The organism is Archangium lipolyticum (genome assembly GCF_024623785.1).
Taxonomy (GTDB): Bacteria; Myxococcota; Myxococcia; order Myxococcales; family Myxococcaceae; genus Archangium; species Archangium lipolyticum.
Genome location: NZ_JANKBZ010000039.1, coordinates 66038 through 92989, shown reverse-complemented (window position 1 = coordinate 92989; position 26952 = coordinate 66038). Strand labels below are relative to the sequence as shown.

The 26952-nt window shown below is 69.2% G+C and carries 21 protein-coding genes; 12 read left to right on the top strand and 9 right to left on the bottom strand.

The annotated features are described in order from the left end of the window. A complete protein-coding gene (sitA5, locus tag NR810_RS45545; protein WP_456062045.1) occupies positions 1–1680 on the bottom strand; it encodes a SitA5 family polymorphic toxin in 1680 nt (559 codons plus the stop codon). 248 nt (positions 1681–1928) lie between these two features. Here sitA5 and NR810_RS45540 point away from each other — a divergent pair, with 248 nt between their 5' ends. The 3 genes from NR810_RS45540 (at position 1929) to NR810_RS45530 (ending at position 5884) form a co-directional block, all read left to right on the top strand. Further along, positions 1929–2192 (top strand): sensor histidine kinase, encoded by a 264-nt coding sequence (locus NR810_RS45540; protein ID WP_326522550.1) that lies wholly within the window; start codon positions 1929–1931, stop codon positions 2190–2192. A gap of 441 nt (positions 2193–2633) precedes the next feature. After that, a complete protein-coding gene (locus NR810_RS45535) occupies positions 2634–4547 on the top strand; it encodes a hypothetical protein (RefSeq protein WP_257461917.1) in 1914 nt (637 codons plus the stop codon). Continuing rightward, entirely contained in the window at positions 4544–5884 is a 1341-nt protein-coding gene (locus NR810_RS45530) for a hypothetical protein (RefSeq protein WP_257461916.1), read from the top strand. The genes NR810_RS45535 and NR810_RS45530 overlap by 4 nt, the downstream gene beginning before the upstream one ends. Positions 5885–5900: 16 nt before the next feature. On the opposite strand, the gene NR810_RS45525 is transcribed toward NR810_RS45530, so the two are convergent. Beyond that, entirely contained in the window at positions 5901–6605 is a 705-nt protein-coding gene (locus NR810_RS45525; RefSeq protein ID WP_257461915.1) for a head GIN domain-containing protein, read from the bottom strand. 95 nt (positions 6606–6700) lie between these two features. Next, on the bottom strand, positions 6701–9562 hold the full coding sequence (locus NR810_RS45520; RefSeq protein ID WP_257461914.1) for a protein kinase domain-containing protein: 2862 nt from the start codon (positions 9560–9562) through the stop codon (positions 6701–6703). 424 nt (positions 9563–9986) lie between these two features. Between NR810_RS45520 and NR810_RS45515 the strand changes: the two genes are divergently transcribed. After that, positions 9987–12047: a PilZ domain-containing protein gene (locus NR810_RS45515; protein ID WP_257461913.1), complete on the top strand. Its 2061-nt coding sequence runs from the start codon at positions 9987–9989 to the stop codon at positions 12045–12047. 67 nt (positions 12048–12114) lie between these two features. Here the strand turns inward: NR810_RS45515 and NR810_RS45510 are convergent, their stop codons facing one another. The 3 genes from NR810_RS45510 to NR810_RS45500 all read right to left on the bottom strand — a co-directional run bounded on the left by NR810_RS45510 (position 12115) and on the right by NR810_RS45500 (position 15819). Then, a complete protein-coding gene (locus tag NR810_RS45510) occupies positions 12115–12807 on the bottom strand; it encodes a C40 family peptidase (protein ID WP_257461912.1) in 693 nt (230 codons plus the stop codon). A 108-nt stretch (positions 12808–12915) separates the two neighbouring features. After that, the gene (locus NR810_RS45505; protein WP_257461910.1) at positions 12916–14265 is read right to left on the bottom strand and encodes a transporter substrate-binding domain-containing protein; all 1350 of its coding nucleotides are present in this window, start codon (positions 14263–14265) and stop codon (positions 12916–12918) included. Positions 14266–14349: 84 nt separating this feature from the next. Then, complete coding sequence (locus NR810_RS45500; RefSeq protein ID WP_257461909.1) at positions 14350–15819, bottom strand: MDR family MFS transporter; 1470 nt, start codon at positions 15817–15819, stop codon at positions 14350–14352. Between the two features lie 373 nt (positions 15820–16192). On the opposite strand from NR810_RS45500, the gene NR810_RS45495 reads away from it, so the two are divergent. From NR810_RS45495 to NR810_RS45475, 5 genes are read left to right on the top strand one after another with little or no spacing between them, the layout of a single operon-like run. Continuing rightward, a complete protein-coding gene (locus tag NR810_RS45495; RefSeq protein WP_257461908.1) occupies positions 16193–17089 on the top strand; it encodes a radical SAM protein in 897 nt (298 codons plus the stop codon). A gap of 5 nt (positions 17090–17094) precedes the next feature. Continuing rightward, positions 17095–17637, top strand: a complete 543-nt coding sequence (locus NR810_RS45490) for an NUDIX hydrolase (protein ID WP_257461906.1) — start codon at positions 17095–17097, stop codon at positions 17635–17637. A gap of 6 nt (positions 17638–17643) precedes the next feature. Further along, a complete protein-coding gene (locus NR810_RS45485; protein WP_257461904.1) occupies positions 17644–18522 on the top strand; it encodes a hypothetical protein in 879 nt (292 codons plus the stop codon). Positions 18523–18546: 24 nt separating this feature from the next. Next, positions 18547–19086, top strand: coding sequence for a hypothetical protein (locus NR810_RS45480; protein WP_257461903.1), 540 nt, complete (start codon positions 18547–18549; stop codon positions 19084–19086). 35 nt (positions 19087–19121) lie between these two features. After that, positions 19122–20663, top strand: a complete 1542-nt coding sequence (locus NR810_RS45475; protein ID WP_257461902.1) for a GMC oxidoreductase — start codon at positions 19122–19124, stop codon at positions 20661–20663. A 5-nt stretch (positions 20664–20668) separates the two neighbouring features. On the opposite strand, the gene NR810_RS45470 is transcribed toward NR810_RS45475, so the two are convergent. Further along, the gene (locus NR810_RS45470) at positions 20669–21229 is read right to left on the bottom strand and encodes a hypothetical protein (protein ID WP_257461900.1); all 561 of its coding nucleotides are present in this window, start codon (positions 21227–21229) and stop codon (positions 20669–20671) included. Between the two features lie 193 nt (positions 21230–21422). On the opposite strand from NR810_RS45470, the gene NR810_RS45465 reads away from it, so the two are divergent. The 3 genes from NR810_RS45465 (at position 21423) to NR810_RS45455 (ending at position 25255) form a co-directional block, all read left to right on the top strand. Continuing rightward, on the top strand, positions 21423–22517 hold the full coding sequence (locus NR810_RS45465) for a glucose 1-dehydrogenase (RefSeq protein ID WP_257461898.1): 1095 nt from the start codon (positions 21423–21425) through the stop codon (positions 22515–22517). 102 nt (positions 22518–22619) lie between these two features. Further along, a complete protein-coding gene (locus NR810_RS45460) occupies positions 22620–23249 on the top strand; it encodes a cyclase family protein (RefSeq protein WP_257461897.1) in 630 nt (209 codons plus the stop codon). Between the two features lie 155 nt (positions 23250–23404). Continuing rightward, the gene (locus tag NR810_RS45455; RefSeq protein ID WP_257461896.1) at positions 23405–25255 is read left to right on the top strand and encodes a glycoside hydrolase family 15 protein; all 1851 of its coding nucleotides are present in this window, start codon (positions 23405–23407) and stop codon (positions 25253–25255) included. Between the two features lie 77 nt (positions 25256–25332). Here NR810_RS45455 and NR810_RS45450 read toward each other — a convergent pair whose 3' ends face one another. Beyond that, positions 25333–25989 (bottom strand): TetR/AcrR family transcriptional regulator, encoded by a 657-nt coding sequence (locus NR810_RS45450; RefSeq protein ID WP_257461894.1) that lies wholly within the window; start codon positions 25987–25989, stop codon positions 25333–25335. Between the two features lie 60 nt (positions 25990–26049). Further along, positions 26050–26880 carry an alpha/beta fold hydrolase gene (locus tag NR810_RS45445; protein ID WP_257461893.1) on the bottom strand — a complete coding sequence of 277 codons (831 nt, stop codon included), beginning with the start codon at positions 26878–26880 and terminating at the stop codon, positions 26050–26052. Between the last annotated feature and the right edge of the window lie 72 nt (positions 26881–26952).

Here is a 26952-nt window from a genome sequence, read left to right as displayed (position 1 = left end):
TCAGAAGGTGAGCATCCGAAAGAACTCGCCCGCCATGCGCCTGCCATGCCGCGCCAGATTCGAGTCTGTGCCGGAGAGAATCTCGTACTTGTAGCCTCCGGGGACCTCCACATCGACTCCCTTGCTCCGGCTGAAGTTGTAGAGGTGTTGGAACTGTTCGCGCACCCTATTTTCCACGAAACGCCCCCGGGCCTCGCGCTCCAGCAACCTTGCCAGCCAGTACTCGCCTTTCCTCTGAGCCTCGGCGATGGCCCTTTTTTCGGCGCCAGAGAGCCACTGGGATCCCCACTCGTTAGCGGCCCGGGTGACGGCCTCTTGGAGCATGTCGCCCACCTTGTCTTCAGCGGGAATGTCCGCAGCCGACTTGCCGCGCGGTAGATGCCAGCGCTGGCCGTCGCTAAGTTCCACCTGCCGGTTGCCGCCCCGGTGGCGGATGACGGTTTCGGAGCCGTGCTCCCCAGGGACCCGTGCGCTCGCGCCCGAGCCCTTCTTGAGCATCACCACGGCCATGGGGCCCTGCGGAGACGTGGCTACCGTTTCCGCCGCCGCTACGGCCTTGGCCAGGGCCCCCTCCATCGCGAGCGCCGCCTCCGTCACCTCCAGGCGCCCCATGACGGCGGCCCCACCCTGAGCCTCGAATTGTGCCCCCGCGAGGTTGAATCTCGGAAGTGACTTCACCCGCGGCAGTACCTGTCCCAGTGTGTGCCCGCTGAGGGTAGCCACGGCGAGAATCATGGCCCGGGCGGCGTCCTCGCCCAGCACCGTGCCGAATGCCTCACCGGCTGCGCGCAGCTCCTCGAAGGTGGTGGCGTGGTTCGCCGTGTCGGCCATGCGGGCCCAGCCGTCCATGAGCCCGTACACCGTCTCAAGGCCCAGGTAGCCCACCAGGAGGAGGGTCATGCCGGCGGCAATGGCCTTGGTCGTCGGCTCGGGCACCACCCACATCATGCAGTACAGAGCCACCGTCCAGACGACCATGGCCACGAGAGCCTGCACGCTGAACAGCTCTCGCTTGAGGGCGTCGCGCGTCTCGTCGAGCACCGAGCCAAAGGCCAGGGCCAGGGCGAACGCCCGCCGTTCATCCGCGCGAAGGTAGGGCCCATCGTCCAGCAGGCCCAGGCAGTCGCCCCCACCCTGGCGCTCACACCATTGGAAGTATTTCTCCTTGAGGGCTTCTTCTGCCTGGGGAGTGAGGGCAACAGGACCCTCCTGGCGCTCGGGTATCCAGGTGAGGGCCTCGCCGCGGTGGTGCTCCAGCTTCCAGTAGCCCGTCACGGCCACCATCGGGGCGTCTGGCTGCGTCGCCATGAGGTTCAGCAACTCGTGGGCGGCCTGCCGTGGCGTCTTCGCGCCTGGCCCCGCGTCACGGGAGAGGCGCAGGAAGGCCTGCTGGAACTCGGCCCTGGGGATGGGCACTGGCCGCGTGGCGACGGCACCAGGCTCCATGAAGTCCACGACGTACACAGTGGCCGACTCGAGCCCGGGCTCCACCGTGGCGGCCACACGCTCCATGGGTGCTGGTGAGGGCGTGAGCGAGTTGTGGCGGTAGCCAGCAAGGAGGCTGCCAGGGGGAGTGCCCGTAGCACACGCGAACTGGAAGAGGACAATGAGGGCCCAGGCGCGAGAGCAAGGGCCCAGACGTGCGCCCGTAGGGCGAGCGCCAGGATGACGGGTGGACACGGCGCACCTCTGGAGGCGACGCGGCGTGCCATCCGTCGCTCCGGAATTACACGGGAAGGCGGGTTGGCCCGTCAAGCTGTAGACGCGCTCCTTACGAGGGCATTTCGTACCCTACCGGAGTTTCGCTGGCTCAAGATCACCGGCGAGGATCGCAATGCCAACTTCTGGCTCACACCGGACTTCCGATTGGAGGTTTCCAATCGGGCCCTGATAGAAGCCGCCGAGGACGGGTCTCCGCACGGGCCGGAGTGAAGCGACGCGCTACTCGGAGCCTCCTCGAGTTGCACAACGAGAACGCGGGGAACCCCATCCCACCGGAGACCCTGTCGAACCTCTTCGAGCCCTACCGGCGGGGACCGGAGGCCGGTGCGTGTCAGGGCAGCCTTGGTCCGGGGCTCTTCATCACCCGGCAGATCGCCCTCGCCCATGGCGGGAGCATCCATGTACGTTCCACGCTGGAAGAGGGCACCACCTTCACCGTGCGCCTGCCACGGCATGAGGGCCAGAGGTAACGCCACCCTGGAGAGCGGTGAATCCATGCCAGGTTCGCGGTGCACGCCGTCATGAGGGTCGGCTTCAGAGGGGACCTGTCCCAATGTACGGTGACTGCGACCTGCTGTGCTCGGAGGAGGACGGGGCGTTGCGGCCGGGCACCTACGCCTCTCTGGGACTGACCGTGGATGATGCACGCTGAGGCCCGGGCGAACAGGTGGGCGGCGCTACTGCTGGGGGCCGCGTTGCTGACTACCGGCTGCGTCACGCTGGCACCGCGACCCGGTGGAAGACACCCCGAGGGTCCGCGTACTCTCTCCCTCGGTGCCCCCTCCGCTCTCGCATCCACCGCGTCGGCAGAGGAGGAGTGGCTGCACCGCAGCAGAAGCACCCGGGGGTTGGGCTGGGACGCTGCTCTGGCGAGTGTTACCCAAGGCCCACCCTCCTGCGGAGGTGAGGCCGTGCCCCCAGGCTGGCCCGACTTCTCCTCCGGAAACGCGGAGGCGCTCCTCGCTCCCTTCCTCACGTGCACCTCGCCCGCGGAATTCCTCGCGCTGCAGGAGCGCGTGGACATGCCCCGGCTGGTGGAGGCCTTGGATGACTGGCGCGCCGTACGGCTCGGGGCCCAGGGCACACCGCGCGAGGATGCCGCCCGCCTCCTCAACCGCAAGCGTGCTTCCTTCCTCGTGAATGCCCTCGAGAACCATGGAGCCGTCAGGGCCCAGGTGCTCGCCCTCTTCACCGTCAACTCGGCCCATGACGATGACTTGAGGGAGATGCTCTTCCTGCTGGCCCAGGACAAGCGGCTGGAGGAGATACTCGCGGTCCTGCCCGCCTTCCAAACCGCACTGGAAAGGAGAGGCCTGAAACCCACGGCCCGTCCGGACCGGGACTTTGAAATGAGCGATGTGGGCCGAGGCTTTGCCCGTGCTGGCAGGGACGCGCTCTCCAGCTCTCCCATGCGTGGTGATGGGGCGGCCTTCGCCTTCTCCACGATACGAAGCCAGCTGCCACCGGACTACCAGGAGGCTCTCGACGAGGCGGAGAAAAGGTGGGCGGAGCAGCACTTCTCGGCCGGCAACGTGGTGCTGGGCGGCTTGGACCAGCTCACCTTCGGCGTGCCGCTGGGCTTCTACGGTTTGCTGGCCAGCACGGGCCATGGCGCGCATTCGCTGGCGCGGGGAAGGTACGAGCAGGCCACGCGCGAGCTGGCGCCGGCGGCGCTGCTGGTGGCCCTCTACGCGGGAGGAAAGGGCATGCGCTCCCTCTCCGAGGCCCGAGGTGCACCGGGCATGGGGAGACAACTCCTCACCGGCTTCGAGGCGATGGAGCTGCGACTGCGGGCCCTCGAGCACACGGCGCGGCAGTTGGAAGGGCTGCTGGGCGTGGATGGCCTGCGGGAACTGGCCCGCTACCTACGAGCCAGCCGGGAGGCGAGCCGCTTCGTCGCCGTGGGGGGAGTGGATGCCGCCCTGGCGCTGTATGAGTCCCGGGGGAGTGTGGCCAAGGCACGGCCGTTGATGTCCAGGGCCAGGCCCGGGGCCTCGGGCACCTCCTCCCCCAAGGAGGTGCGTGGCACCGAGCGCCCGGGCAGCCTGGTCTCGCTGGTAGACGAGGGGACCGGCCATACGCGGGAGGTGGTGGAAGCAAAGCTCTCGGCGTTGGAGCTCGAGTCCACGGGCCCGCGCCTGCCCAGAGACGTGAGCATGCTGGAGAAGCAGCGTCCCTCTCTCGACGCCCCGCCACCCGGGGCCCGGGGCAACCCGCGCTGGCCCGAGTACGTCGAGTATTACGAGAAGCGCCTGGGTGAGGTGAAGGAGCGCAAGGCGGCCAAGGGCCCCCTGCCGTGGGAGGCCTATGAGCAGATGCGAGGGTGGTTCGCCCGAGGGCTGGCCTTCGAGCGCGTCATGGTGAAGCGGCTGGAAGCCGACGCGCAGCTGCCACGCGAGCAGCGCCGCTTCCTCGGCGACTTCGCCAGGCCCCGCATCGAGACGAACGTGGGCGTGAGCAAGCCGGGCTCCGGCCTGCGCTTCGCGGACGTGCTCGTCATCGAAGAGGGCGAGCTCGCCGGACGGCCACGTCGGGTGGAGACGTTCAGCTTCAAGAGCCGGGACCTCTCGGGGTTGAGAGAGACGGCACTGGAGGCACAGATGATTGCCGATGCGAAGGAGGCTCTACGCAATTACGGCGAGACGCTGGACATCCGCCGAGAATCCCTCCAGCCCCTTCTCCCGGGAGGCAGTGAGGTGCGGGTTCCGAGGGTTCGCCTCGTCTACGAGGGTGGCAAACTCCAACCTACGAATCCAGACTACTTGGATGCAGCCATGGAAAAAACCAGGAGTCAGGTTCCGGAAGTAGAGGTGCTGTTCCAATGAAAGTACTGGAGTTTCACGGCGAGAAGAGCGAGGACCACCTTGGGCTCATCTTCAAGGGCGCCATGAATCCACAGGCCGCACTGACAAGTGAACTAGAGCCTTTCCTTGAAGCGCTGGAGGAGTATGCAGGCGGGTGGATGCCGGATGTCATCACCGGCAAGCGCCAACGCAAATACGCTCGCGACGCCATTTGGAAGGCACTGGAAGAGCGGCGCGATGGGAACAGCACGGCCATCGGACTCTATCGGACGAAGTGGCCCGCGCTAGACAGCCGGCTTTGGCTGTGGCTCCCACCGCGGGCTCCCGAACTGGACATCATCATCAAGGTGAAGCCTCTCTCTTTCTTCGCTGAGGCGCGGCTCTGCCAGGGTTTCGTGGAGATGGTGCGCGCCTGGGCCTCCCGCTATCCGGTCACTCATGCGAGGGCCCACAGCGCTGATGACGCGCAGTTGGCGGGTTCCCCCCGCTTCGGCCGCGATCAGCAGACCTCCATTCGAGACGGGTTCGACGAAATCTACGAGGTCTTCTGGCTCAACGTCTTCGGTCCCAAGCTGGTGGAAACGGTGGGTCGCGAGCGCATGCTGTCCACGCCAGCCCACCGGGTGGAGGAACTTCCAAACGGCTCCGTCCTCCTGGTGACGTGGCCCACCGCTGCCGACTTCGCCAGCGACGAGGCGCGCCAGGCCCAGGCTCGTGCCCACGTCCACCTCCGCCCTGATCTGGACTTCGACACCGTGCTGCGCACCCTGCGCGAGCGCAGTGCTACGCTCGCTCCCGTGGAGCCCCGCTTCCACCCGGACGTAGCGCCTCTCCTCTCGCGCGTGGTGGAGCGCGTCGCCAGTCACGAGCGCCAGCGCAAGATCGCCGAATTGAACGCCTGGCAGCCACCCGAGCCCGAGGAGTGGCGCCCCGCCGAGTCCGCCCTGCCTCCGGACGTGGACGCCCCGGAGCGTGCTCGCGAGCATTACGGCGACCTCGCCGAGCGCCTCGTGGCCCTGTTGCACACGAAGGTGCCCTCCGTCTTCCAGGCGACGCCCGAGTCCCTCACGGACGTCGATTCCTACTTCTGGCGCGAGGAGTTCCCGACGAGCCGCCCGCGGGAAGTCATTGACGAGCGCGCCGTGCCAGCCATTGGCGCATACCTGGGCGAGGTGCTGGTGCGCAACCTCGGCGGCCAGTGGATTCCGCGCCAGAAGTTGGAGGAGGCCCAGGTGCTCGTAGGCAACCGTGTGTGGTTTCCTTTTGCCCGAGCTCACCATTACATGCGCTCGTGTCAGGCGTTGCTGGACTACTCCCTCACCCAACTCTATTGCGTGGCCGAGCGGCACCGGGGCTGATGTTGCTCATGCGGAGTTACTCGTAGTCGACCTCGGAGCCTCCCGAGGTGTTCACCTGGGCCTTCTCGGGCTTGTGCGCGGCCTTCAGCGTCGAGCCTCCGGACAGCGAGCCCGTCAGGCTCCTCTCAGGAGAAGCCTCGACGTGAGTACCGCCGCTCGCCGACACATCGAGTGACTCGGTCTGCACCTTCCGGGCCTTGATGACCGAGCCCCCGCTTCCCTCCACGCGCATCTCTCCCGTCTGTCCCTTCAGCGACACCTCGCAGCCCCCACTCGCCGCGACGTCGAGCTTCCTCGTGTCCAGGCCGGTGACCTCGATCTCACTGCCCCCGCTCGCCGACACCTCGAAGCTGCTCGCCGCCGTGGCCTCGGCCTTCACGTGCGCGCCTCCGCTGGCGGACACGCTCTCCACGCGCGGATTGGTGACGTAGAGGCGCACCTTCTTCATCCCCCGCGAGAAGAGCGAGCCCCGATCCACCTGCGTCGTCAGCACCCCGTCCTCGACCACCAGCTTCACCCGGGCCAGATCCTCCGAGCGGCCCTCGAGCCGCACCGACTTGGGACCCGGCTTCACCTCCGCGTGGATGCCGTGGGTCACCGCCACGCCCCGGAAGTCGGGAACCTCGATCTGCCCCTTGGGCGAGTCGGCGGCGGGGGCCTGCGCGAAGGCCGGCGCGGACACCAGGAGGGCGACGGGGAGGAGCAGAGTGCGGAGCAGCATCTGGGCGGACCTCGGGAAGGAGGAGGCGCGGGGCCTCGTGTCCTCCAAGGTACGCACCGGGGCCGGGGGCGATTGCACCCGGGCCGCCCGGCCGCTCACTCCCGGGCGGGCTTCCCCATCGAGACGCGGAGGGAGGTGAGCTCCTTCGGATTGATCTCCACCGGGACCTTCTGCGACTTCCCGTCGGGACCCACCAGCCGCAGCGTGTGCTTGCCCGAGGGGAGGGCCACGCGGAAGAGCGGCGTCTCGCCCAGCAGGCGGTTGCCCAGGTACACCTTGGCGTATTGATCGGAAGTGAGCGTGAGGCTGCCCGTCTCACCAGACGATTCGGCCGCGCCCGCGCGCTCCCGCTCCATCGCCTCCCACGCCCGCTCCGCCTCGTTGGCGTTCGTCACCTGCTCGGGAGCGTTCTCCACGTCCGCGGAGGCTTTCTTGCGGCGGGACGGCGCCGCCACCTTGCCGCGCTTCGCCGGCTGCTCGGGCTCGGGAGACCCGGCCTGGGCGGCCTCGGGTGCACCGGCCTGACCGTCCGTCGCGCTCGCGTCCGGGGGCGGGGGCGCATCGGTGGGAACGGCCTCGTTCTCCGCCTCGGCCTGGCCCGCGTCGGCGGCGGCCACTTCCGTGGAGGTGGGCACCCCGGGGGTGTCCGGGGTCTCCGATGTGGCGCTCGAAGGAGCCGCCTGCGCGGCCGGGTCGGCCGGAGGCATGTCGCCCATGCCACTCTGGGGCGCTGGAGCGGAGTCCCCGGTGCTGGCTTGCGCGGCCTTCGGAGCGGGAGGCGGAGGAGGGGCCTCGGACAAGAGCCCTCCGTCCAGCCGCAGTGCGACCAGGGCCGCTCCCGCGCCCAGGAGGATCGCGAGCAGCAGCGTGGCCACGAGCACACCCCGGCGTGAGGATGGGGGCTCTCGCGTTGACGGGCTCGGAGCGGCGGTCTCCTGCTCCTGGGGTCCGCTCACCTCTCGGTTGGGCGAGGTGCGCTCCTCGGTCTCCTCGTTCCCGGGCTCGGCCGGAGCCGGCCACGCGGACAGGGGTGACATCAGGGCGGGGACGGTGGGGTACTCGGGTGCGTCCTCGTCGTCCTCGGACTCCACCCGGCGTGCCTCGAACCCCATCGGGCGCGGCTTCGCGGCCGTGGGGAGCCTCAGGGCGGGGACGGTGGGGTACTCGGGTGCGTCCTCGTCGTCCTCGAGCTCCACCTGGCGCGGAGGGGCCGGTGGCGGGCGCGAGACGGGCGGGGAGGGCTGCTCCGGCGCGGAGGACCTGGGCTGTCCGAGGGAATGAACGGGCTGGGTGACGGCGTCCAGGTGCGACAGCGAGGGCTCGAGGGCGCGAACCGGCTGGGTGACGGCGTCCAGGTGCGACAGCGAGGGCCGGCGGGTCGGACGCGCGGGGCCGCCTCCGGAGGCGGCCCCGGGGTCCAGGGTGATGGGCTGCTCGCTGGCGCGGCGTGGCGGCCGCATGACGGCCGTCTTGAGCTCCGGCTCCACCGGCTCCTTCACCGCGGGAGGGGCGTCGGTGCGGCTCAGGCTGCGCGGGCGCGCGGGAGACGGCTCGGGGGCCGTGGTCCGCGAGGGCTCCGGTGGAGGGGGCTGGCGGCCCGAGGTGCGCGCCGGCGCGCGGGGCGCGGGCAGCACCGGCCGGTTCAGGCCCGGCGTCTCCTCGGGAGGCATCCCGGCCGGAGGCTGGGGCGGGGCGGCGATCCGGGTGACCTCGTCCGGAGGGGCAATGGGCGCCAGGGACTTCGTGGCCGGGTAGGGGACGACGTCCGTGTGATCGGACCCGGGCGCGGGCACGGGGAAGTTGGGCGCGGAGATGACGGGGACGCGCCCCGCGGTGGAGGCGCGCGGGGGAGCGGCCGCACCGGGCGGAGGCGTCGCGGCGATGGGCGTGCGGGTCCTCGGGGCGGCGACGCCGGGCGAGGGCGCCAAAGGCGCGGTGGGCACCGGAGGCGGTGTGGAGGGCGTCTCCCTGTCCGAGAAGAGCTGCGCGAGCTTCACCTCGCCCGTGCCCCCCATGGCGGCCCGCCCGCTGGCGAGCAGCTGGCGCGTCTGCTCGCGGCGCTCGGCGAAGAGGCGCCGCAGCAGCTCGCCGCTGCGCTCGGGCAACCAGATGAGCGGATTGACGGCGCGCTCCAACTCGCGGGCGAACTCCAGCGTGCTGGCGTACCGGTCCTCGCGCTGGCGCGCGAGCGCCTTGAGCACGATGGCATCCAGCTCGGGGGGGATGGCCTTGTTGGTGCGCGAGGGCTCGGCGATGGGGCCGTTGAGCACGGCGTTCCACACCGCCGAGGGCACCTTGCCGGGGAAGAGCCGCATGCCGGTGAGGCACTCGTGCAGCACCACGCCCAGGCTGAACAAGTCACTGCGCGCATCCAACGGCTCGCCCAGGATCTGCTCCGGGGACATGTACCCGTTGGTGCCCTTCACCATGCCCACCTGGGTGCGGTGGGCGCCGGCCAGGTTCTTGGCGATGCCGAAGTCCAGCAGCTTGGTGACGCCCTCGTACGTCACCATGATGTTCTTCTCGGCCACGTCGCGGTGGATGACGGGCGAGGGCTGGCCGAGCGCGTCCGTGAAGGTGTGCGCGTAGTGCAGCGCGAGCGCGGTGTCGCGCACGGCGGCCAGGCCGAAGCCGATGGGCATGGGCTCGTCGGCGACGCGGCAGGCGCGGGCCACCTCCAGCAGCGTGGCGCCGGGGACGAACTCCATGGCGAGGAAGAGCTCTCCCTGGGCCACGTCCAGATCGAACACCTGGGCGATGTGGGGGTGGTTGAAGGCCGCGGTGACCTTGGCCTCGTCCAGGAACATCCGGACGAACTCCTCCTGGCCCTGGATGTCCGGGAGGATCTTCTTGAGCACCACGGGCTTGTGGAAGCCGGCCAGGCCGCGCTTGGACGCGAGGAAGATCTCCGCCATCCCGCCGGTGGACAGGCGGCAGAGCACCTCATAGTTGCCCATCTGCCTGCCGCGCACATCGTCCGGCGCGAGGGGTTGCCTTGGCCCAGCCATTCGAGAGGGACGAGCTTACATGGCGGGCGGCCCCGAGTCGAAAGCCACCGTCGTGATTTTCGAGTGAGGGTGCAACGGGAGCGGATTCCACCGGGATTCTCGGGGGGTTGGAAAGGAGCGAGCCCTGCGCACGGGGAGTGGAGGGGGCAATCCCGACCGGGTGCACGGGGAGTGTGTTCACTGTCGTCCGTGAACGGATGACGCGATGGGTCCGCAACGCTTCCACGGATCCGACCCCCCGGTGCGGCTGCAACCCCCGAGGCGTGTGTCCACATTGGCGGAACGGAAGGCCAGCCCGATGGCCGTCAAGATGGTGGCGATAAAAACTTTCATGGCTCGAGTAACTCGGCTCTCCAGGACGGACGGAGTACCCATGGCGACGGAGAAGGCGGACGTCACGCGCGCCCGAGAGAGCATCCTGGGCTACCGCATGGGACCAGGGCTGCGGGCGGAGGCGGCGTTGGAGGGGGAGCAGCCGGTGGCGAGGCTGGTGCAGCTGTCGCCGGAGGACCTGACGTTGAGTCTGTCGAGGCCGACGGTGCTGAGGCCGGGGCAGACGGCGAACGTGGTGTTGGGGATGGGAGGGAAGGTGACGTCGTTGAGGGCGCAAGTGACGAACGTGCACGTGCCAGGGCCGGAGGCGCCGCCGGAGTTGAGCTTGCGCTTCGTGGCGCCGCCGCTGGACCAGGGCCGGCACATCGTGTCGGTGCTGGAGGGGATGAGGGACAAGGGCGAGGTGGAGATGCCCCGCTCGAGGCCCATCTGGCGGGAGCGGATCACGAGGGCGGATCGCATCTGCCGCATCTTCGAGGCGTTGACGGCGAGGCGGTGCCGGGGCAGGGCGCGCGCGAGCACGGGGGACGTGGAGCTGGTGGCGGCGCTGTATGACAAATACGACGGGCGGGTGGCGTGGGAGGTGACGGGGGTGTTGCCGCCGGTGCCCTTCACGCTGGAGCTGTTCGGCTACAGCTCGGTGCTGCACTTCCAGGTGGAGCACGCGACATACGAGGACGGGCTGTGGAGCGTGCCGTTGCCGAAGGAGCTGGTGCGCTACCGGCACCGGTGGCTGCGGAGGGCACCGGCGTGGGGCGGGTGCGCGGTGCGCTTCCATCATCCGTTGTGGCCGCAGGTGCGGGTGGAGCGGGAGCTGGCGGAGCTGTCGTACGACGGGCTGTCGTTCTGCACGAATCCGGGCGAGGACGTGATGTACCCGGGGCTGGTGCTGCCGGAGATCGAAGTGGGGATGCCGGGGCGGGAGCCGGTGCGGCTGAAGGCGGAGGTGCGCAGCATCACGGGCTCGGCGGTGGCGAGGCGCTGCGGGATGTCGGTGGTGCCGGTGACGTCGGAAGAGGCGGTGCGCTGGCGGAGCCTGGTGGAGGAGCAGAGCCACCCGAACACGCGGGTGACGGGGGAGTGGAACCAGGGGACGTGGGATTTGTTCGAGCGCTCGGGGTACTTCCGGCTGTCGGGGAAGAGCCCGGCGGACTTCGAGCGGATGCAGGCGGAGTACCGGGAGGCGCACGAGCGGCTGGAGAGGAATCCGCGGCTGGGCTACCGGGTGGTGAGGCCGATGCCCGGGGGCGAGGCGGTGGAGGCGAGCCTGTCGTGGCTGAAGCCGTACTCGGGGAGCTGGCTGGGGCACCAGCTGGCGAGACACCAGCCGGGGAACGAGCGGACGCGGGGGACGGCGCGCGAGGCGCTGCGGGACATCTATCTGAGGGGCTTCGAGCCGGCGCAGATGGATCCGGAGGTGAAGTGGTTCCTGGCGTACTGCGAGGCGCACGTGAGGTGGGTGCGCTTCACGGCGTTCGACTTCGCGGAGTGGTACCAGCACACGGGGAAGGCGTGCATGGTGCCGTTCCGGTTCATGGAGGCGGACGCGCGGCGGGAGTGGGAGCTGCCGGAGGGTTTCACGCTGGGGGCGCCGACGGAGGAGGAGAAGGAGGCCTTCTTCGAGCGGGTGAGGGAGACGAGGCCGGAGGCGTACCGGGAGGCGCTGGATCTGGTGCCGGAGCGGTTCGAGCTGACGGAGCTGAAGAGGAAGTGGAACGAGGCGGGGCTGAAGAGGGAGCGGGACGTGCTGGTGGCGCGCAAGGATGGGCGTGCACTGGCGGTGGGGGTGCTGGAGACGGCGCATCCGGGGCTGAACCTGTTCCACGTGCTGGACGGACTGCGGATCGTGCCGTTGGTGGACGAGGCCTCGGCGGAGGGGCAGGAGGCGATGCTGGCGTTGCTGGCGGGGGCGGCGGAGTGGTACCGGCAGCGGGGGCTGGACGTGTTCGTGCACTACGTGGAGACGGAGCACACGGGCTACACGGAGAGGGCGAAGCTGGCGGACTTGGGAGAAGGGAGGATCTGGATCCTCTCGGCGCAACTGTTGCCGGACTTCATCGAGCACCTGTACGAGGCGACGACGCCGAGGGGAGATCTCTAACCCATCGCTTAATCACTCCCAAAACCCCTCTCCCTCTGGGAGAGGGACGGGGTGAGGGTATAAAGCATCAGTATTTCAACCCAGGAATGAGACCGCCGTGGGTCCACTGGCGGCCGTGGGCGCTGAAGATACCGACGCCGTACTTGGAGCCCATGGCCTCGATGGTGCGGCCGTCGCCGAGACTGATGGCGACATGTCCTGGGCGAAAAAGCAGGGCGCCGCGAGTGCGGAGGGCCTGATCGACGGAGATCTCCCTACCCGCGCGCTGGATATGCGGGAGCTGGTTCATGGTTCCATCGGGGAAGGAGACGCCGACCTGGTGGGCGGCCCACTGCACGAGCTCGGAGCAGTCGAATTGCCTGGGGTTGGGATCATCCAGGCGGGCCTCGACGCCGAAGACGTAGCGATCGCCGGCCTGGGCGAGGGCCTTCTGGACGAAGGCCTCGGCGGTGGTGCCAGAGGAGCCCGGGGGAGGAAGAGGCAGCGTCGGGCTCATGGAGGCAGAGCCCTCGAGCTGACCCCACACCTGGGGACCGGCGATGCCATCCACGGTGATCCTGCGAGCGCGTTGAAAGGCCTCCACGGCGGCTTTCGTGGTGGGGCCGAAGACGCCGTCCACGCGGCCGGCGTTGAAGCCCTTGCCTTTGAGCAGGGTCTGGAGTTCGCGCACGGCTTCTCCGCGGGAGCCCAGCTGGAGGGTGGGCATGGAGGAGCGGGCGGACCGCGCCGCCTTGCGAGTGGAGGAGACAGGAGCAGCCATGGTGACAAACCTCGTGTGGGAAGGCGTGTCATGCCTTCTCTCGGGAGTTCTCTTCTCCCGGAGAGAAGGCCGTGTCTGTCTTTTGTGATGCGATGGCGCTCGGGCGCGTCAGGGGGTGAGGGAGCCTGGCTGCCGGGCAGACGGGTTCGCACCGAGCCCCACCAGCGCATCGGCGAGGCGGTCGATCTCCTCGCCCTCCAGGCCGGTGGAGGCGAGCTCCTCGCGCGCCTTGCGCCGCGTGTCGTCACGGTCCAGCCCTCCGGGGACGCGGGGCACGAGAGCACTGATGCGCGAGCTGATCCGCGCGAGCGCGGGCCGCAGCTCCTCATCGAGCGAGTGCACGGGCGCATCGGCCGGGGTGGGCGCGCGGAGCTGGAGCCGTTTGGCCGCGTCCATCTGCGCCTGGAAGAACGCGGTGAGCGCCTCGTCCGGAGGCGGGGGAACACCCAGGGCGGCCGCGGCCTTCTGGACCTCGGCCCGTGCGGCTTCCAGCACCCGGGCCTCCTGCGCGGGCACCTCGATGGGCTGGCCCTCGCGCTGCTTGGCCACGGCCACCAGGGGCATCAGCGACAGCCGCTCGGAGGTGGCGGAGAGCAGCGCATCCACCGGAGTCGCGGTGGGCCCGGTGGCACCGGGGCCCAGGTACCGCGCACGCAGCTCCCCGAGCGCGCCGCTCTCCTCCTGCCGCAGGAGCCACGTGTCCAGATCCGCGGCCAGCTCGGATTGCGAGGGGTCCACGTAGAGCGCCACCACGTCGCGGGTGAATGGGCCGACCAGCTCGAGGCCGGTGAGGCCCTCGGCCCAGCGGGGACCCTCGACGGTGTTGCTGAGGGCCGCGTCCGCCTGACCGGAGGCCACCGCCTCGCGCACCGCCGCGTTGTCGGGGATGGCGAGGATGCGCGCCTGTTGGAAGTGCGCACGTGCCACGCGCTCCAGGTGTCCGCCCCGGTTCACGGCCAGACGGAACTCGGGCCGGTCGAGTGCGCGCAGGAGCGCGAGCGGCTCCTCGGAGGCGCCACTCACGGGAGGAGGCGCCCAGTCGGGGCGGCGCAGGAGCAGCAGGGCGCCATTGCGCGCCACGGGGACGGTGTAGCGCCCGGTCAGCGAGCGCTCGGGCCGGACGGTGATGCCGCTGGTCGCCACGTCGAAGCGGTGGGCGCGCAGATCCGCCACCAGCTCCGGCCAGCGGAAGCGCACCCATTCGAGACGGAGTCCGCGCTCGGACGCATACGACTCCATGAGGGCGGCGTCGAAGCCGGAGGCCTGTCCCTCCTTCAGCGTGCTGAAGGGAGGGTAGTCGCCGCTCGTCCCCACGCGGAGGACCCGGGTCTCCCGCGAGGGAGGAGGCGCCTCGGGACGGGCCGCGCACGCGGCGAGCAGGGCCAGCATGGCGCCCGCGAGGAGGAGGCGGGCGCGCGCGAATCGGCGGAACACGTTCGGAGCGGAGCAGGGGTGCATGCCCCGACTCTGCCCCAGGGGCGTGCGAATCACCCAGCGGGAAGGGGGAGAGTCTGTGAAAGGCTTTTCACGGTGCGAGCGGAGTCAGTGAGGCGCGGCCACGTCGGTGGTGGGCAGGGGCGTCCCCGGGTCGCGCTTGCTCTTGGGGTAGAAGAGCCCGGCGGCGAAGGCGGCGATGGTGGCCGCGCAGATGATCCAGAAGTTGATGGACAGGCCGGCGCCGAGCGCGCCGCTCAGGGTCTGTAACATCTCCGAGGGCAGACCGCGGCCGTGCTCGGGGCCGAGCAGCTCGTTGGCGGCGGAGACGGGCACGCGCGGATCCTTCAGGAGGTGGGACACCAGCACGCCGCCCATCAACCCCACCCCGAGCGCCCCGCCGATGGTGCGGAAGAACATGTGGCTGGCGGTGGCCGCGCCGCGCAGCTCCCAGCCCACGCTGGTCTGCACGGCGATGAGCAGCGCGGTGGCGGTGAAGCCCAGGCCAATGCCGAACAGCCCCATGGCCAGCTCGGGCACGAGGATGGACGAGTGCGGGTTGAGGAACAGCGCCATCAGCCCCGTGCCCAGCACCGTCAGCCCCAGCCCTCCGACGATGAGCGGGCGGAACCCCGTCTTGAGCAACAGCCGCCCCGCCACGAGGCTCGCCACCGGCCAGCCGACGATCATCGGCGTAATCATCCCGCCCGCCAGCGTGGCCGAGCCACCCAGCACGCCCTGCACGTACAGGGGCACGTAGGTGGTGGCGCCGAACATCGCCGCGGAGAAGAGCGCGCCCGCCGCCGAGGAGATGACGATGGCGGGAATCTTGAAGAGGGACGGGGGGATGACGGGCTCGGGCGCCTTGCGCTCCACGAGCACGAAGGCGATGAGCAGCACCGCCGCCACCGGCAGCGCCAGCAGGTTGCGGCCGAGTCCCTGCACGCCGAAGAGCAACGCCACCACCCCGGCGGAGAGCAGCGCCGCGCCGGCGAAGTCCAGCTTCTGGGGCTTGCGCTGCACCTGCTCGTGGAAGAAGCCCAGCAGCAGGGCCATGGCTCCCACCCCCACGGGGACGTTGATGAAGAAGACCCAGTGCCAGGTGAGGTACTTCACGATGAGGCCACCGGTGAGCGGGCCCACCAGTCCGGCCAGTCCCCACACGCCGCTGAAGGCGCCCTGCACCTTCGCGCGCTGCTCCAGGGTGTAGATGTCTCCGATGATGGTGAGCGACACGGGCTGCATCGCTCCCGCGCCCAGGCCCTGCAGCGTCCGGAAGGCGATGAGCATGCTCATCGAGGTGGACAGGCCGCTGGCGATGGAGCCGATGAGGAAGAGGACGATGCCGAAGAGGAGGACCGGCTTGCGCCCGTAGAGGTCCGCCAGCTTGCCGAAGATGGGGACGGTGATGGTGGAGGACAGCATGTACGAGGTGAAGACCCAGGCGTAATGCTCGAGCCCGCCCAGCTCGCTCACCACCGTGGGCATGGCGGTGGAGACCACGGTCATCTCCAGGGCGGCCATGAAGAGGCACAGGGCAAGGGCGACGGTGGTCAGGGGGCGGTGGGTCGGTCGCATGCTGTCGATTCGGAGCTGGGAGATGGTGCTCTGCCTAACGGGTGGGAGCAGGGGCCGCCATCGTCAAGACGTGGGGATGGGGGGCCACGGCCTTGTCAGACCGCTCGCCATACTCGGTCCCCCCCAGGCCTCCTTCGGAGACCCGGGGAGGCGAAAATTCACGTATTCGTGACTTTTCCGTCACAAATCATGAAATTTTTGTTATACTGCTTGTCCGTTGATTGCGGCTCTGAGGGGTCCATCCCCTGAACGTCACGGGTCTGTCCTGAGGTGCGTGGAGCCAGTCAGCGGACGGAAGCGAATGAGTGATCCACGTCCTTGGGGGCAATGACCTCCAGGAACCGTTGCGCCAGCCACCCACAGGAAGTCATTCATGAAGGTAAAGATCGACGTCGTGGATTGGAAGCTGATCGGGGCCTGCAATCTCCGTTGCCTGCATTGCTACGGGCCGCCGAAGGAGGAGAAGGCCCTGGACAAGGAATCGCTCTTCGAGATCGTCGACAAATACCAGTCGATGGGCATCTCCTGGGTGGTGCTCACCGGCGGCGAACCGCTGATGGTGAAAGGCATTGATGAGGTGATGAGGCGGCTCAAGGCGGCCGGCATCCGCATCGCGCTCTCCACCAACACGACCTACTTCAAGCACCATCAAGAGGTCATCGAGGAGTGCGTCTCCTCGCTCAACATCCCGTTGGATGGCTCCACGGCGGAGATCCACGCGCTGTCGCGCAAGGACGAGCGCACCTTCAAGACCTTCTTCGACGTGCTGCGCCGCTATCAGACACACCCGGGCGCCAAGCCCTCCCTGTTGCGGGTGGGCACGGTGTACTCCAAGGCCACCATCGGGGACTTCGTCAACATGGCGCGGCTGCTGGAGCCATACGCGGACGTCATCGACACCTGGAAGGTCTACGAGCTCATCGACTACGAGTTCCAGCCGGAGCTGCGCAAGGAAATCGTCCACGAGCGTGGCGGCTTCGACAAGGAGATGGCGGAGCTGAAGGCCAACACCTCGCTGGCGTCGAAGATCATGCTCGCCTCGGCCGGCAGCCGGGACAAGGCGTACTTCATGGTGAACCCCAAGGCGCAGGTGGTCATCCCCACGGATCGCAACGGGGTGACCCATGAGCTGCCGGTGGGTGATTTCCTGCGCATGCCGCTCGAGGAAGTGGTGGGGCGCTGGCAGCAGCACATCACGGGCGTCAACTACAACGACAACCATCACCTGCACTACGGAAAGCTGGACCAGGCCCTCTCGCCCACGGGGTGAGGTGGATGTCGGTCTTGCGGCCTCCCCCGGGGTTGGGAGACAAGGAGTGGATGATGGATTTGATCGACGTCCTCGACACGGCCAACAACGTGGTGGGCAGCGTGCCGCGTGAGGAAATCTATGGCCGCAAGCTGCCGCACCGCATCGTCCACGTCATGCTGGAGTGGGAGGGCAAGGTATTCATCCAGCGCCGCTCCCAGACGGTGTCCTTCCTGCCAGGGTTCTACTGCACCTCGGCGGGGGGACACGTGCAGGCGGGTGAGCCGGTGGAGGTGGCGGCCCGGCGCGAGCTGAAGGAGGAGCTGGGCCTGGACGTGCCGGTGGAGCTGGTGGAGGAGTTCGACTTCGAGTCGGGCGGCCACCGGCGGAGGATCAGCCTGTTCCGGGCGCGCACCGCGCAGTCGGTGCACTTCGCGGACGGGGAGGTGGACGGGGGGATGTTCTGCGACCGGAAGGAGCTGGACGCGCTGCCGCGGGACAAGCTGCACCCGCAGCTCGTGCCATGTCTGGAGCGCTACCTCGGCCAGCCCTCGCGCTCCGAGGGGTGAGGTTTCGTGCTCGAGACGATCCTGCTGGCGCTGGCCTCGGTGCTCTTCCGCTCGGCGAACAGTGTGTTCGATCGGCTGAGCTTCGGGCTGCGCAACCAGTCCATCACCCTCATCAACTTCCTCAACAACTTCGTTCCCTTCCTGCTGTTGCTGGCGGGAGGGGCGGTGTTGGGGAAGCAGGAGGGGCTGGCGGCCGCGCTGGGTGATGTCAGGCTCATCTTCTTCGCGCTCAGCGTGCAGGCGGTGGGCTACGCCTTCTCGTATGGGTTCCGGCACCTCACGGTGGCGCAGGTGAACATCGCGTCGCGGGTGGGGGACATCCTCATCCCCTTCTCCATCCTGCTGTGTGGGGGGGTGGTGGGCTGGCGCGACTACCTCTTCGCGGCGGCGCTGTCGGGCTGCTCGCTGGTGTTGGGGCAGGGAGGGGGAAGCTCGCGCAAGCTGTTGCTGGTGCCGGGGTTGTGGATCGCCCTGGCGCTCATCGTGCAGAGCCTGTGTGGGGAGCTCTTCTTCCAGGGACAGGGAGCGGTGGGGACGGACCTGGGGACGGTCACGGCGCTGATGTTCTGGCGCAGCATGCTGTGCCTGCTGCTGTTGCCCCTGGGCTTCCGGACGCACCCGCCCGCGAGCATGCTGGCGGTGGTGCTGGATGCGCGGATGCAACTGCATGCGCTCTTCCGGGCGCTCTTCACCGTGGCGGCGCAGGTCACCTTCATGCTGGCGCTGGCGGGGGGTCATCGCGTGGTGGTGTGGCCCATCCTCAACTCGTCGACGCTGGTGTCGGTGGGGCTGGCGGGGCTCTTCCTCAAGGAGAGGCCGGCGCGCCGGGAGATGGTGACGGTGGCGGCCATCATCTGCCTGTCATTGCTCAAGGGTAGCCTCTAGGGAGCGGAAAGGAGTGGAGGTGTCATGAAGGAAGCTGCGCCGGGGAGCGGGGAGCGCCCGTCGGAGGGGCTGAGCCGCAAGCACTTCTTGCGGTTGTTGGGCGTCGCGCTGGTGGCGGGTGGGACCGGGGGAGCGTGGCGGCTGCTGAAGGCGGAGCGGCCGGTGGGCCTGGTGCGGCCGGAGCGGACGGGGACGCCCTCTCCGGAGGTGCGCGAGGCGTTGCTGCGCACGGCGCGGTCGCTGGCCGAGCACCTGCGCTTCGGTGAGTCCTTCCAGGAGGAGGTGGTCGCGGAGGCCATCCAGCTCAAGTGCTCGGAGCAGCCCTCGTACCTGGGCCTGTATGAGCGCTACGCGGAGGAGGTCCGGCTGCCGGCCGAGATGTCCGCGCGCTGGGTCGAGGAGCTGGAGGAATCCTACCGGGTGCTCGTGGTGGGAGAGCTGGCCGTGCTGTTGCTCGTCAACGGTGGCTTCCGCGCCTTCGGCTTCCAGAACTTCAACGGGTACCTGGCTGGCTCCTGGCACCAGTCCGCCACCAGTGGTGCGTTCCGCGTCAGCAAGGACTGAGTGGGCAGCGGAGCCGGGCTCCAGGGAGAGGTGTCATGAGATTCTGCATCGTCGGGAGTGGTGTGGCCGGCACGGTCATCGCCCGGGCCATGTTGGAGCGCGGCGACGAGGTGGTGATGGTGGAGGCGGGTCCGCGGGTGACCATGCGCGAGCGGCGCAAGTGGTTGGACTTCGTCACCACGGGAGTGCGGCCCTACCACTCGTGCGAGGACACGCAGGAGAACGTCAACCGGCGCTTCCAGGAGTCCGCGCCCGGCTCCACCACCTTCGAGCTGAAGGGGGGGCGGTTGATGGGGGTGGGCGGCTCCACGCTGCACTGGAGCGGGTGGACGCCGCGCTTCCAGCCGGAGGACTTCGAGCTGCACTCGCGCACGGGGCTCGGCCGGGACTGGCCCTTCACCTACGCGCAGCTCGAGCCCTACTACTGTGAGGCGGAACGGCTGCTCAACGTGACGGGCCCGAGCGCGCCGCGCTCCGGTCATCCCACGCCGTGGCGTTCGGTGCACTACCCCTGGGACAGCCCGCCCTTCCCGGAGGCGACGGAGGAGCTGCGCGGCGCGCTGGACTCCATGGGCATCACCTACGACCACGTGCCCCTGTCACGCCGGGGACCGGGTGGGGAGAGCCCCGGCCTGCCGTGCATGGCCGTTGGCACGTGCCGCTACTGCCCGCTGGGGGCCCGGTTCGATCCCACGCTCCTGCTGGAGACGCTGGAGCAGCGGCCGGGCTTCCGGCTGCTCTCCGACAGCCCGGTGCTGCGGCTGGAGCTGTCCAAGGGGCAGGTGGCCGCGGCGGTGTACCGCACGGCGGAGGGCGGTGAGGCCCGGGTGGAGGCGGATGTCTTCGTGGTGGCCTCGGGGGCGCTGGAGACGCCCAAGCTGCTGTGGCGCTCCGGTCTGGACGAGCGGCGGCTGCCCATGCTGGGCCGCTTCCTCACCTCGCACCCCATGTTGACGGTGCGGGGCGTGGCGCGCTCCTCGCGTGCCTTCAATGGCCGCGAGGTCCCCATGCCGGGCTTGTTCTCGCGCCACTTCGACACGCCGGAGCACCAGGCCCAGGGCAAGTTCATGTTCGCCGACTATCCCCAGCACCCCAGCCCCCAGACGTGGGTGCGCAAGGGCATGGACGCGGCCTATGTGGAGCGGTTCGCCCGCGACAACGTCATCGAGCTGCACGGCTTCATCGAGGAGATTCCGGACGAGTCCAACCGCATCGTGCTGGGCCCCTCCTCGCCGCTGCGGCAGGTGGAGGTGGAGTACCACAGCCGGACGGGCTTCCCGGAGCGGCTGCGCTGGGCGGAGCAGAAGATGAAGCAGGTGCTGCGCGCCTCGGGCTGCCCGGAGGACACCATCCAGACGGTGGAGACCACCCGCAGGGCGGACCACTCGATAGGCACGGTACGTTTTGGCGATGATGAGCGCACGGGCGTGGTGGACGCCCGGCACCGGACCTTCGGGACGACCAACCTCTACGCCTTGTCCAACGGGAACTTCCCCAACGGCTCGGTCGTCAACCCGACCCTGACGCTCACGGCCATGTGCCTGCGGTGGGCCCGGGAAGTCCTTCCCACCCTGTAGAGGCGCTACGCCCTGGGCGCGGCCGCGCGCGCCCGCTCCTCGGCGCGCCGCTTGAGGGCTCGCGTGGTGAGCCACAGCCCCAGGCACAGCACCAGCATGGCCGCCACGGTGAACAGGGCACCCATCCGGCTGGCCTGGGGCCGGTCGTCGTACACGAGCTCGAAGGGTGAGGCCTCGGGAGCCTGGCGGAAGCGCTCGAAGGCGTCGACGGCGCGTTGGACCTCGGCCTCCTCGGCCATCCACTCGCGCGAGAGGGGGAGCTCGCCCCGGGTGGTGACGAGCACGGGACGGTAGATGCTGGGCTGGCTGCCGCGCCGGCTGCGGCCGCGCTCGACCCGGGCGCCCTGGATCTCCGCCAGCGGGAAGGTGCCCACCTCGTCCCGGGTGAGCCAGCCCACGCGGGTGACGGTGCAGGGCCCGCCGCGCTGGCACTGCAGCTCGACGCGCGCCTTGATGTCGAGGAAGGCCAGTCCAAAGATGAAGAAGGGGACGGCGAGCGCCAGGACGCCGATGGCGCCGATGAACAGGGAGCGCGAGGGTGTGACGGAAGGCGCTGGGTTGCTCACGGCCCCGTCATAGACCAGCCGGGAGGTGGGAGCACGCGCGAACTCGCGTCCCGGGAAGGCCCCGCACGAGTGCCGAAGGTCGGATGGAAGACGGGCGGCGCGCGGGAGTGTCCACCAGCGGGGCTCCCGGTGACGGGGCAGGTGCACGGTGGAGCAATCCGATGCATCGACGGGGACACAGCGAGGAGGTGCCATGAAGGCGGTGGCGGTTTTTCCCAAGGGCCGAGAGGTGAAGGTCATCGACGTGCCGGAGCCGAAGCTGCGCTCCCCCACGGAGGTGAAGGTGCGGACGCTCGAGGTGGGCGTGTGCGGGACGGATCGGGAGGTGGTGCAGTTCAAGCACGGCAAGCCACCGGAGGGGGAGGATCACCTCATCGTGGGGCACGAGTGCGTGGGCGAGGTGGTGGAGGTGGGCGGGCAGGTGAAGAACCTGGCGCCTGGGGACCTGGTGGTGCCGCGGGTGCGCAGACCGTGCCCGAGCGAGGAGTGCCTGCCGTGCCGCACGGGGAACACGGACTTCTGCGTGACGGGTGAGTACACGGAGCGGGGAATCCACGGGGCGCACGGCTTCGCGGCGGAGTACTTCGTGGAGGACGTGGAGTACCTGCACAAGGTGCCGCGCGAGCTGCGGGAGGTGGCGGTGCTGACGGAGCCGCTGACGATCGCGGAGAAGGCGCTGCGGGAGGTGGCGCACATCCAGACGCGGATGCCGTGGAAGCGGGCGCTACCGGGCAGGGCGGTGGTGCTGGGAGCGGGGCCGGTGGGGCTGCTGGGGGCGATGGCGCTGATGAGGGCGGGCTTCGAGACGACGGTGTACTCGCGAGGGGAGGGGCCGGACGCGAAGACGGAGATGACGGAGGCGCTGGGAGCGGCCTACGTGTCGTCGAAGAAGAACAGGGTGGAAGCGCTGGTGGAGCGGAGGGGGAAGGCGGACGTGGTGTACGAGGCGGCGGGGGTGGCGAGCGCGGCGTTCGAGCTGGTGAAGGGGCTGGCGCCGAACGGGGTGTTCGTCTTCACGGGGGTGCCGGAGAGCGAGGAGGAGGAGCTGGACCAGGGCGAGATGATGAAGCAGTGGGTGATGAACAACCAGGTGCTGATCGGCACGGTGAACGCGGCGGCGGTGGACTTCGAGGCGGCATTGGAGGACCTGGGACGATTCCGGACGAAGTGGCCAGGGAAGACGGAGCGGCTCATCACGGCGAGACACCGGCCGGAGGACTACGCGCAGGTGGTGAATGGGGAGAAGAGGACGGACATCAAGGACATCCTGGTCTTCTCCCAGGGGTGAGAAGTAGATGACACTGCGTCTATCCCCTCTCCCCCTGGGAGAGGGTTAGGGTGAGGGTCATCTCTACCTGCTGCGCATCCGCGCCTCGAAAAGGAGGAACACATGGAGGGAGCCTGGCTGGACATCTCGGTGCCGTTCGGAGAGGAGCCTTCGGAGGAGGGCGCGGTGGCGAGAGAAGGGCTCCCGGAGGGGGCGGAGGCGCAGGCGGAGTGGCTGAAGAGGGCGGCGTGGATGGGGACGTACGTGACGGCGCCGCCGAGCCTGGAGTTGGATCTGGAGGACACGGAGAGGCTGCCGTTGTCGGCGACGGTGGGGAAGGCGAGGGTGCTGCACCTGGATGACGTGGACTGCATCCGGGCGGACTCGCTGGCGGAGTACGAGCCGAGGGCGGGGGAGAGGTTGTTGTTGCGCACGCGCAACTCGCAGCGCGAGTGGTGGAAGAAGCCGCACGGGGAGGACTTCGTGATGTTGTCGGAGGCGGCGGCGCGGCTGCTGGTGGAGCGCCAGGTGGCGTGCGTGGGGGTGGACTACGTGTCGAGGGCGGGAGCGGGCTTCCACTCGGAGAGCCGGGGCGTGCACCAGCTGATGAGGGAGGCGGGGATGTGGCTCATCGAGGGGTTGGATCTGACGGAGGTGAGGGTGGGGATGCACGAGCTGGTGTGCCTGCCGTTGAAGGTGAAGGCGGAGTGGGGATCGCCGGCGCGGGCGCTGGTGCGAGCACTGCGCGAGTAGGGCGGGAAGGACACCGAGCTGGCGGCCGGGCGCTCGGTCCGGCCCCGAGGTCCATGCGAGGGGGCGAGCACATCACGCCGGGCCCCTCCAGACTCTGAACGCGGCAGGGCCACCGGATAGGAAGAAATCCGAGGCCCTTCAGTCGGGAGGAGTGAATGGACAGCGACAAGACGTCGCGGCCTCCAGCGATCGAGGACCACGGAGTCATCGGCGATCTGCGCACGGTGGCGCTGGTGGCGACGGACGGCACGCTGGACTGGCTGTGCTTTCCCCACTTCGACAGCCCGAGCGTGTTCGCGGCGCTGTTGGATCCGGAGAAGGGGGGGCACTTCCGCATCACGCCGGAGCTGGATGGCGAGCGGGTGATGCGCAAGCAGTTCTACTGGCCGGACACGAACGTGCTGGTGACGCGCTTCTACTCACCGGACGGGGTGGGGGAGCTGGTGGACTTCATGCCCCTGGGGAAGGGGGAGCGGGTGCGCCAGGTGGTGAGGCGCATCCGGGTGGTGCGAGGAGCGCTGACGTTCCGGATGGAGTGCCTGCCGGCGTTCGACTACGGGCGGGACACGCACACGGTGCGGCTCATCCAGGGAGGGGCGACGCTGCTGTCGGAGAAGCTGAAGCTGACGCTGGCCACGGGGGTGAAGCTGGAGACGGACGGGCAGCGGCTCACGGCGCGCTTCACGCTGCAAGAGGGCCAGTCGGCGGTGTTCACGCTGCGCGAGGGGGCGCCGGAGTCGTGCACGGACCGGGTGTTGGGGCACGAGGCCTCGGAGGCGCTGTTCCGGGCGACGGTGGACTACTGGCGGCACTGGCTGGCGAAGTGCACCTATACGGGGCGGTGGCGCGAGGTGGTGCAGCGCTCGGCGCTGTTGCTCAAGCTGCTGACGTTCGAGCCCTCGGGGGCGATCGTCGCGGCGCCCACGTGCAGCCTGCCGGAGTCACCGGGAGGGGTGCGCAACTGGGACTACCGCTACGTGTGGATTCGAGACGCGGCCTTCACGGTGTACGCGCTGATGCGCATCGGCTTCCGGGACGAGGCGGGGGCCTTCATGCGGTGGCTGGAGAAGCGCATCGCGGAGCTGCCGGAGGGCGAGCCCCTGCCCCTCATGTACGCGCTCGACGGAGGCGAGGTGCCGAAGGAGCAGGAGCTGTGGCACCTGGCGGGGTACGGGGGTGCGAGGCCGGTGCGGGTGGGGAACGGGGCGGCGCACCAGCTGCAGCTGGACATCTACGGCGAGCTGATGGACTCGGTGTACCTGTACAACAAGCACGGGGCGCCCATCTCGTATGACTTCTGGCGGCACCTGCGGAGGCTGGTGGACTGGGTATGCGACCACTGGCGGGAGAAGGACGAGAGCATCTGGGAGGTGCGAGGGGGGAAGCAGCACTTCGTGTATTCGAAGATGATGTGTTGGGTGGCGGTGGACCGGGCGATCCGGCTGGCGGACAAGCGCAGCTTCCCGGCGGACCGGGCGAGGTGGCTGCAGACGCGCGACCTCATCTTCGAGGAGATCATGCAGAAGGGGTGGTGCGCGAAGAGGGGCGCGTTCATCCAGTCGTACGAGCACAAGGTGCTGGACGCGGCGAACCTGCTGATGCCGTTGGTGTTCTTCCTGTCACCGGTGGATCCGCGGATGCTGTCGACGCTGGACCGGGTGAGACAGGCGCCGGCGAAGGCGGGGCTGACGTCGGACGGGCTGGTGTTCCGCTACGACGTGGAGGCGACACAGGACGGGCTGTACGGGAGGGAGGGGACGTTCAACCTGTGCACCTTCTGGCTGGTGGAGGCGATGACGCGGGCGAGCGTGACGAGGCCGGATCTGCTGGACGAGGCGCGGCTGACGTTCGAGAGGATGCTGGGGTACGCGAACCACCTGGGGCTGTACGCGGAGCAGATAGGGACATCAGGGGAGGCGATGGGCAACTTCCCGCAGGCGCTGACGCACCTGTCCCTCATCAGTGCGGCGTACAACCTGGATCGGTTCCTGGGCCACCGGGACTGAACCCCTGAACCCACCCCTCTCCCCCTGGGAGAGGGACGGGGTGAGGGTATCGAGAATCCAGAGTTCCCCTCCCGGACTCAGCCCCGCTTCGCATCACCCTTGCCCCTGGGGGCGCGGGCCTTGTCGGAGGAGCCCCGCTCGGACTCGGGGGCCACGCCGCGCCAGAAGATGTCCACCATGTTCTGCATCCAGGGGACCTCCTGCTCGGTGGGGACGGGCTGGTTGGTGATGTGGGCGAGGAAGTAGCGGTACTGCAAGCCGGCCAGGAACATGCCGGCCATGGCGCTGGGGTCTCCCTTGCGCAGGCGGCCCTGCTCCTGGGCGCGGCGGAACCAACCGGCCACCGTCTCGTAGGTGCGCGCCGGCGGGGGCACGTCCTTGTTCTCGCCCCGCCACTCCTCGGGGGTGATGCCCGCCTCGCGCAACACCGAGAAGGCCGGCACCATCTCCCGGAAGAAGGCATCGATGGCGGAGGCCACCTCGAGGATCTGAGCCATCAAATCCCGCTCGTCCGGGCCCGTCTCCAGCAGCCGCAGCCAGGGTGGCTCCTTGGCCACCCCGAAGGCGGCCTTGAGCAGCTCCCGCTTGCTGCCGAAGCGCTTGAGCAGCGCCGGACCCGACACCCCCAGACGCGCGGCGATCGTCTCCGTGCTCACCGAGGCTCCGTGCTCGATGAAGCAGGCTCGCGCCGCTACCAGAATGTCTTCGTCCAGGACCTGTCGGGGACGCCCCATGAAACCGCCCGCTGATTGGTTAGCTAGTGCTAACTAACTAACCCCTCGACGGGGTGGGAATCAAGGGTTGGAAGAGGACAACCCTTCAGGAGGGGTGCCCAGACGGGTGTCGAGGAACCGGCCGAGGCGGGCGGCGATTTCCTCGGGCATCTCCAGCGTGGGGAAGTGGCTGTGGGAGGCGAGCCGCTGGACGTGGAACCAGGGGTGCGAGGAGGCGAAGGCCCGCTGGGCGGCCAGCCAGGCGTCGTCGTCGGGCTGGGCGTAGAGGTGGAGGGTGGGGACGGGGAGGGGGAGGGCGGCGAGCGCGTTCAGGGGGCTGCCGTGCTGAGCGTAGACGCGGGAGATCTCCCGCCCGGCACGCTTCCACATGTCCTGGCCGAAGGAGCCCATGTCCTCGTGGACGAAGCGGGTGACGGCCGGGGAGCTCGTGCCCTGGAGCCAGACGGAGAAGAGCCCATCGCGGGCCTGCGTCCACTGGGGCGTCTGGAGGACCTGGAGGGCCTGGAGGAAGGGCAGGGGCGGTTCCAACACGAGCCAGTCCAGCAGGACGAGTGCGGGGACGCGGGGGCCCAGCTGGCGGCGCAGCTCGAGGGCCCACCAGCCCCCATGGGAGAGGGCGACGGGGATGACGCGGCGGGCGCCGCTGGCGTCGATGACGGCGCGCAGGTGCTCCACCACGGTGGCGTTGTCGAAGTCGGGGCCGGGGGCATCGGACTCACCATGGCCGGGCAGGTCCACGACGAGCGCCCGGTGGAGGGCGCTGCACGGGGGGACGAGCTCGCGGAATACGGCGCGGCTGGTACACCAGCCGGGGATGAAGAGGAGCGCGGGCTCTCCCTGACCCAGGTCATCGTAGTGGATGCGAGCCCCACCCTTGCGTGTCTCGGCCATGTGCGTGCTCCCCCGGGGCACTCGGGTCCATCCCTCGTGCGGGTGCGAAGTCATGCTCCAGGAGGGGAGAGA

What these genes read in the sequence shown, in the direction of transcription:
- NR810_RS45530 (WP_257461916.1), top strand. Translation starts at nt 4,544, where the DNA reads ATGAAAGTACTGGAGTTTCACGGCGAGAAGAGCGAGGACCACCTTGGG.
- NR810_RS45525 (WP_257461915.1), bottom strand. Translation starts at nt 6,605, where the DNA reads ATGCTGCTCCGCACTCTGCTCCTCCCCGTCGCCCTCCTGGTGTCCGCG.
- NR810_RS45520 (WP_257461914.1), bottom strand. Translation starts at nt 9,562, where the DNA reads ATGGGCAACTATGAGGTGCTCTGCCGCCTGTCCACCGGCGGGATGGCG.
- NR810_RS45515 (WP_257461913.1), top strand. Translation starts at nt 9,987, where the DNA reads ATGGCGACGGAGAAGGCGGACGTCACGCGCGCCCGAGAGAGCATCCTG.
- NR810_RS45510 (WP_257461912.1), bottom strand. Translation starts at nt 12,807, where the DNA reads ATGGCTGCTCCTGTCTCCTCCACTCGCAAGGCGGCGCGGTCCGCCCGC.
- NR810_RS45505 (WP_257461910.1), bottom strand. Translation starts at nt 14,265, where the DNA reads ATGCACCCCTGCTCCGCTCCGAACGTGTTCCGCCGATTCGCGCGCGCC.
- NR810_RS45500 (WP_257461909.1), bottom strand. Translation starts at nt 15,819, where the DNA reads ATGCGACCGACCCACCGCCCCCTGACCACCGTCGCCCTTGCCCTGTGC.
- NR810_RS45495 (WP_257461908.1), top strand. Translation starts at nt 16,193, where the DNA reads ATGAAGGTAAAGATCGACGTCGTGGATTGGAAGCTGATCGGGGCCTGC.
- NR810_RS45490 (WP_257461906.1), top strand. Translation starts at nt 17,095, where the DNA reads ATGTCGGTCTTGCGGCCTCCCCCGGGGTTGGGAGACAAGGAGTGGATG.
- NR810_RS45480 (WP_257461903.1), top strand. Translation starts at nt 18,547, where the DNA reads ATGAAGGAAGCTGCGCCGGGGAGCGGGGAGCGCCCGTCGGAGGGGCTG.
- NR810_RS45475 (WP_257461902.1), top strand. Translation starts at nt 19,122, where the DNA reads ATGAGATTCTGCATCGTCGGGAGTGGTGTGGCCGGCACGGTCATCGCC.
- NR810_RS45465 (WP_257461898.1), top strand. Translation starts at nt 21,423, where the DNA reads ATGAAGGCGGTGGCGGTTTTTCCCAAGGGCCGAGAGGTGAAGGTCATC.
- NR810_RS45460 (WP_257461897.1), top strand. Translation starts at nt 22,620, where the DNA reads ATGGAGGGAGCCTGGCTGGACATCTCGGTGCCGTTCGGAGAGGAGCCT.
- NR810_RS45455 (WP_257461896.1), top strand. Translation starts at nt 23,405, where the DNA reads ATGGACAGCGACAAGACGTCGCGGCCTCCAGCGATCGAGGACCACGGA.
- NR810_RS45450 (WP_257461894.1), bottom strand. Translation starts at nt 25,989, where the DNA reads ATGGGGCGTCCCCGACAGGTCCTGGACGAAGACATTCTGGTAGCGGCG.
- NR810_RS45445 (WP_257461893.1), bottom strand. Translation starts at nt 26,880, where the DNA reads ATGGCCGAGACACGCAAGGGTGGGGCTCGCATCCACTACGATGACCTG.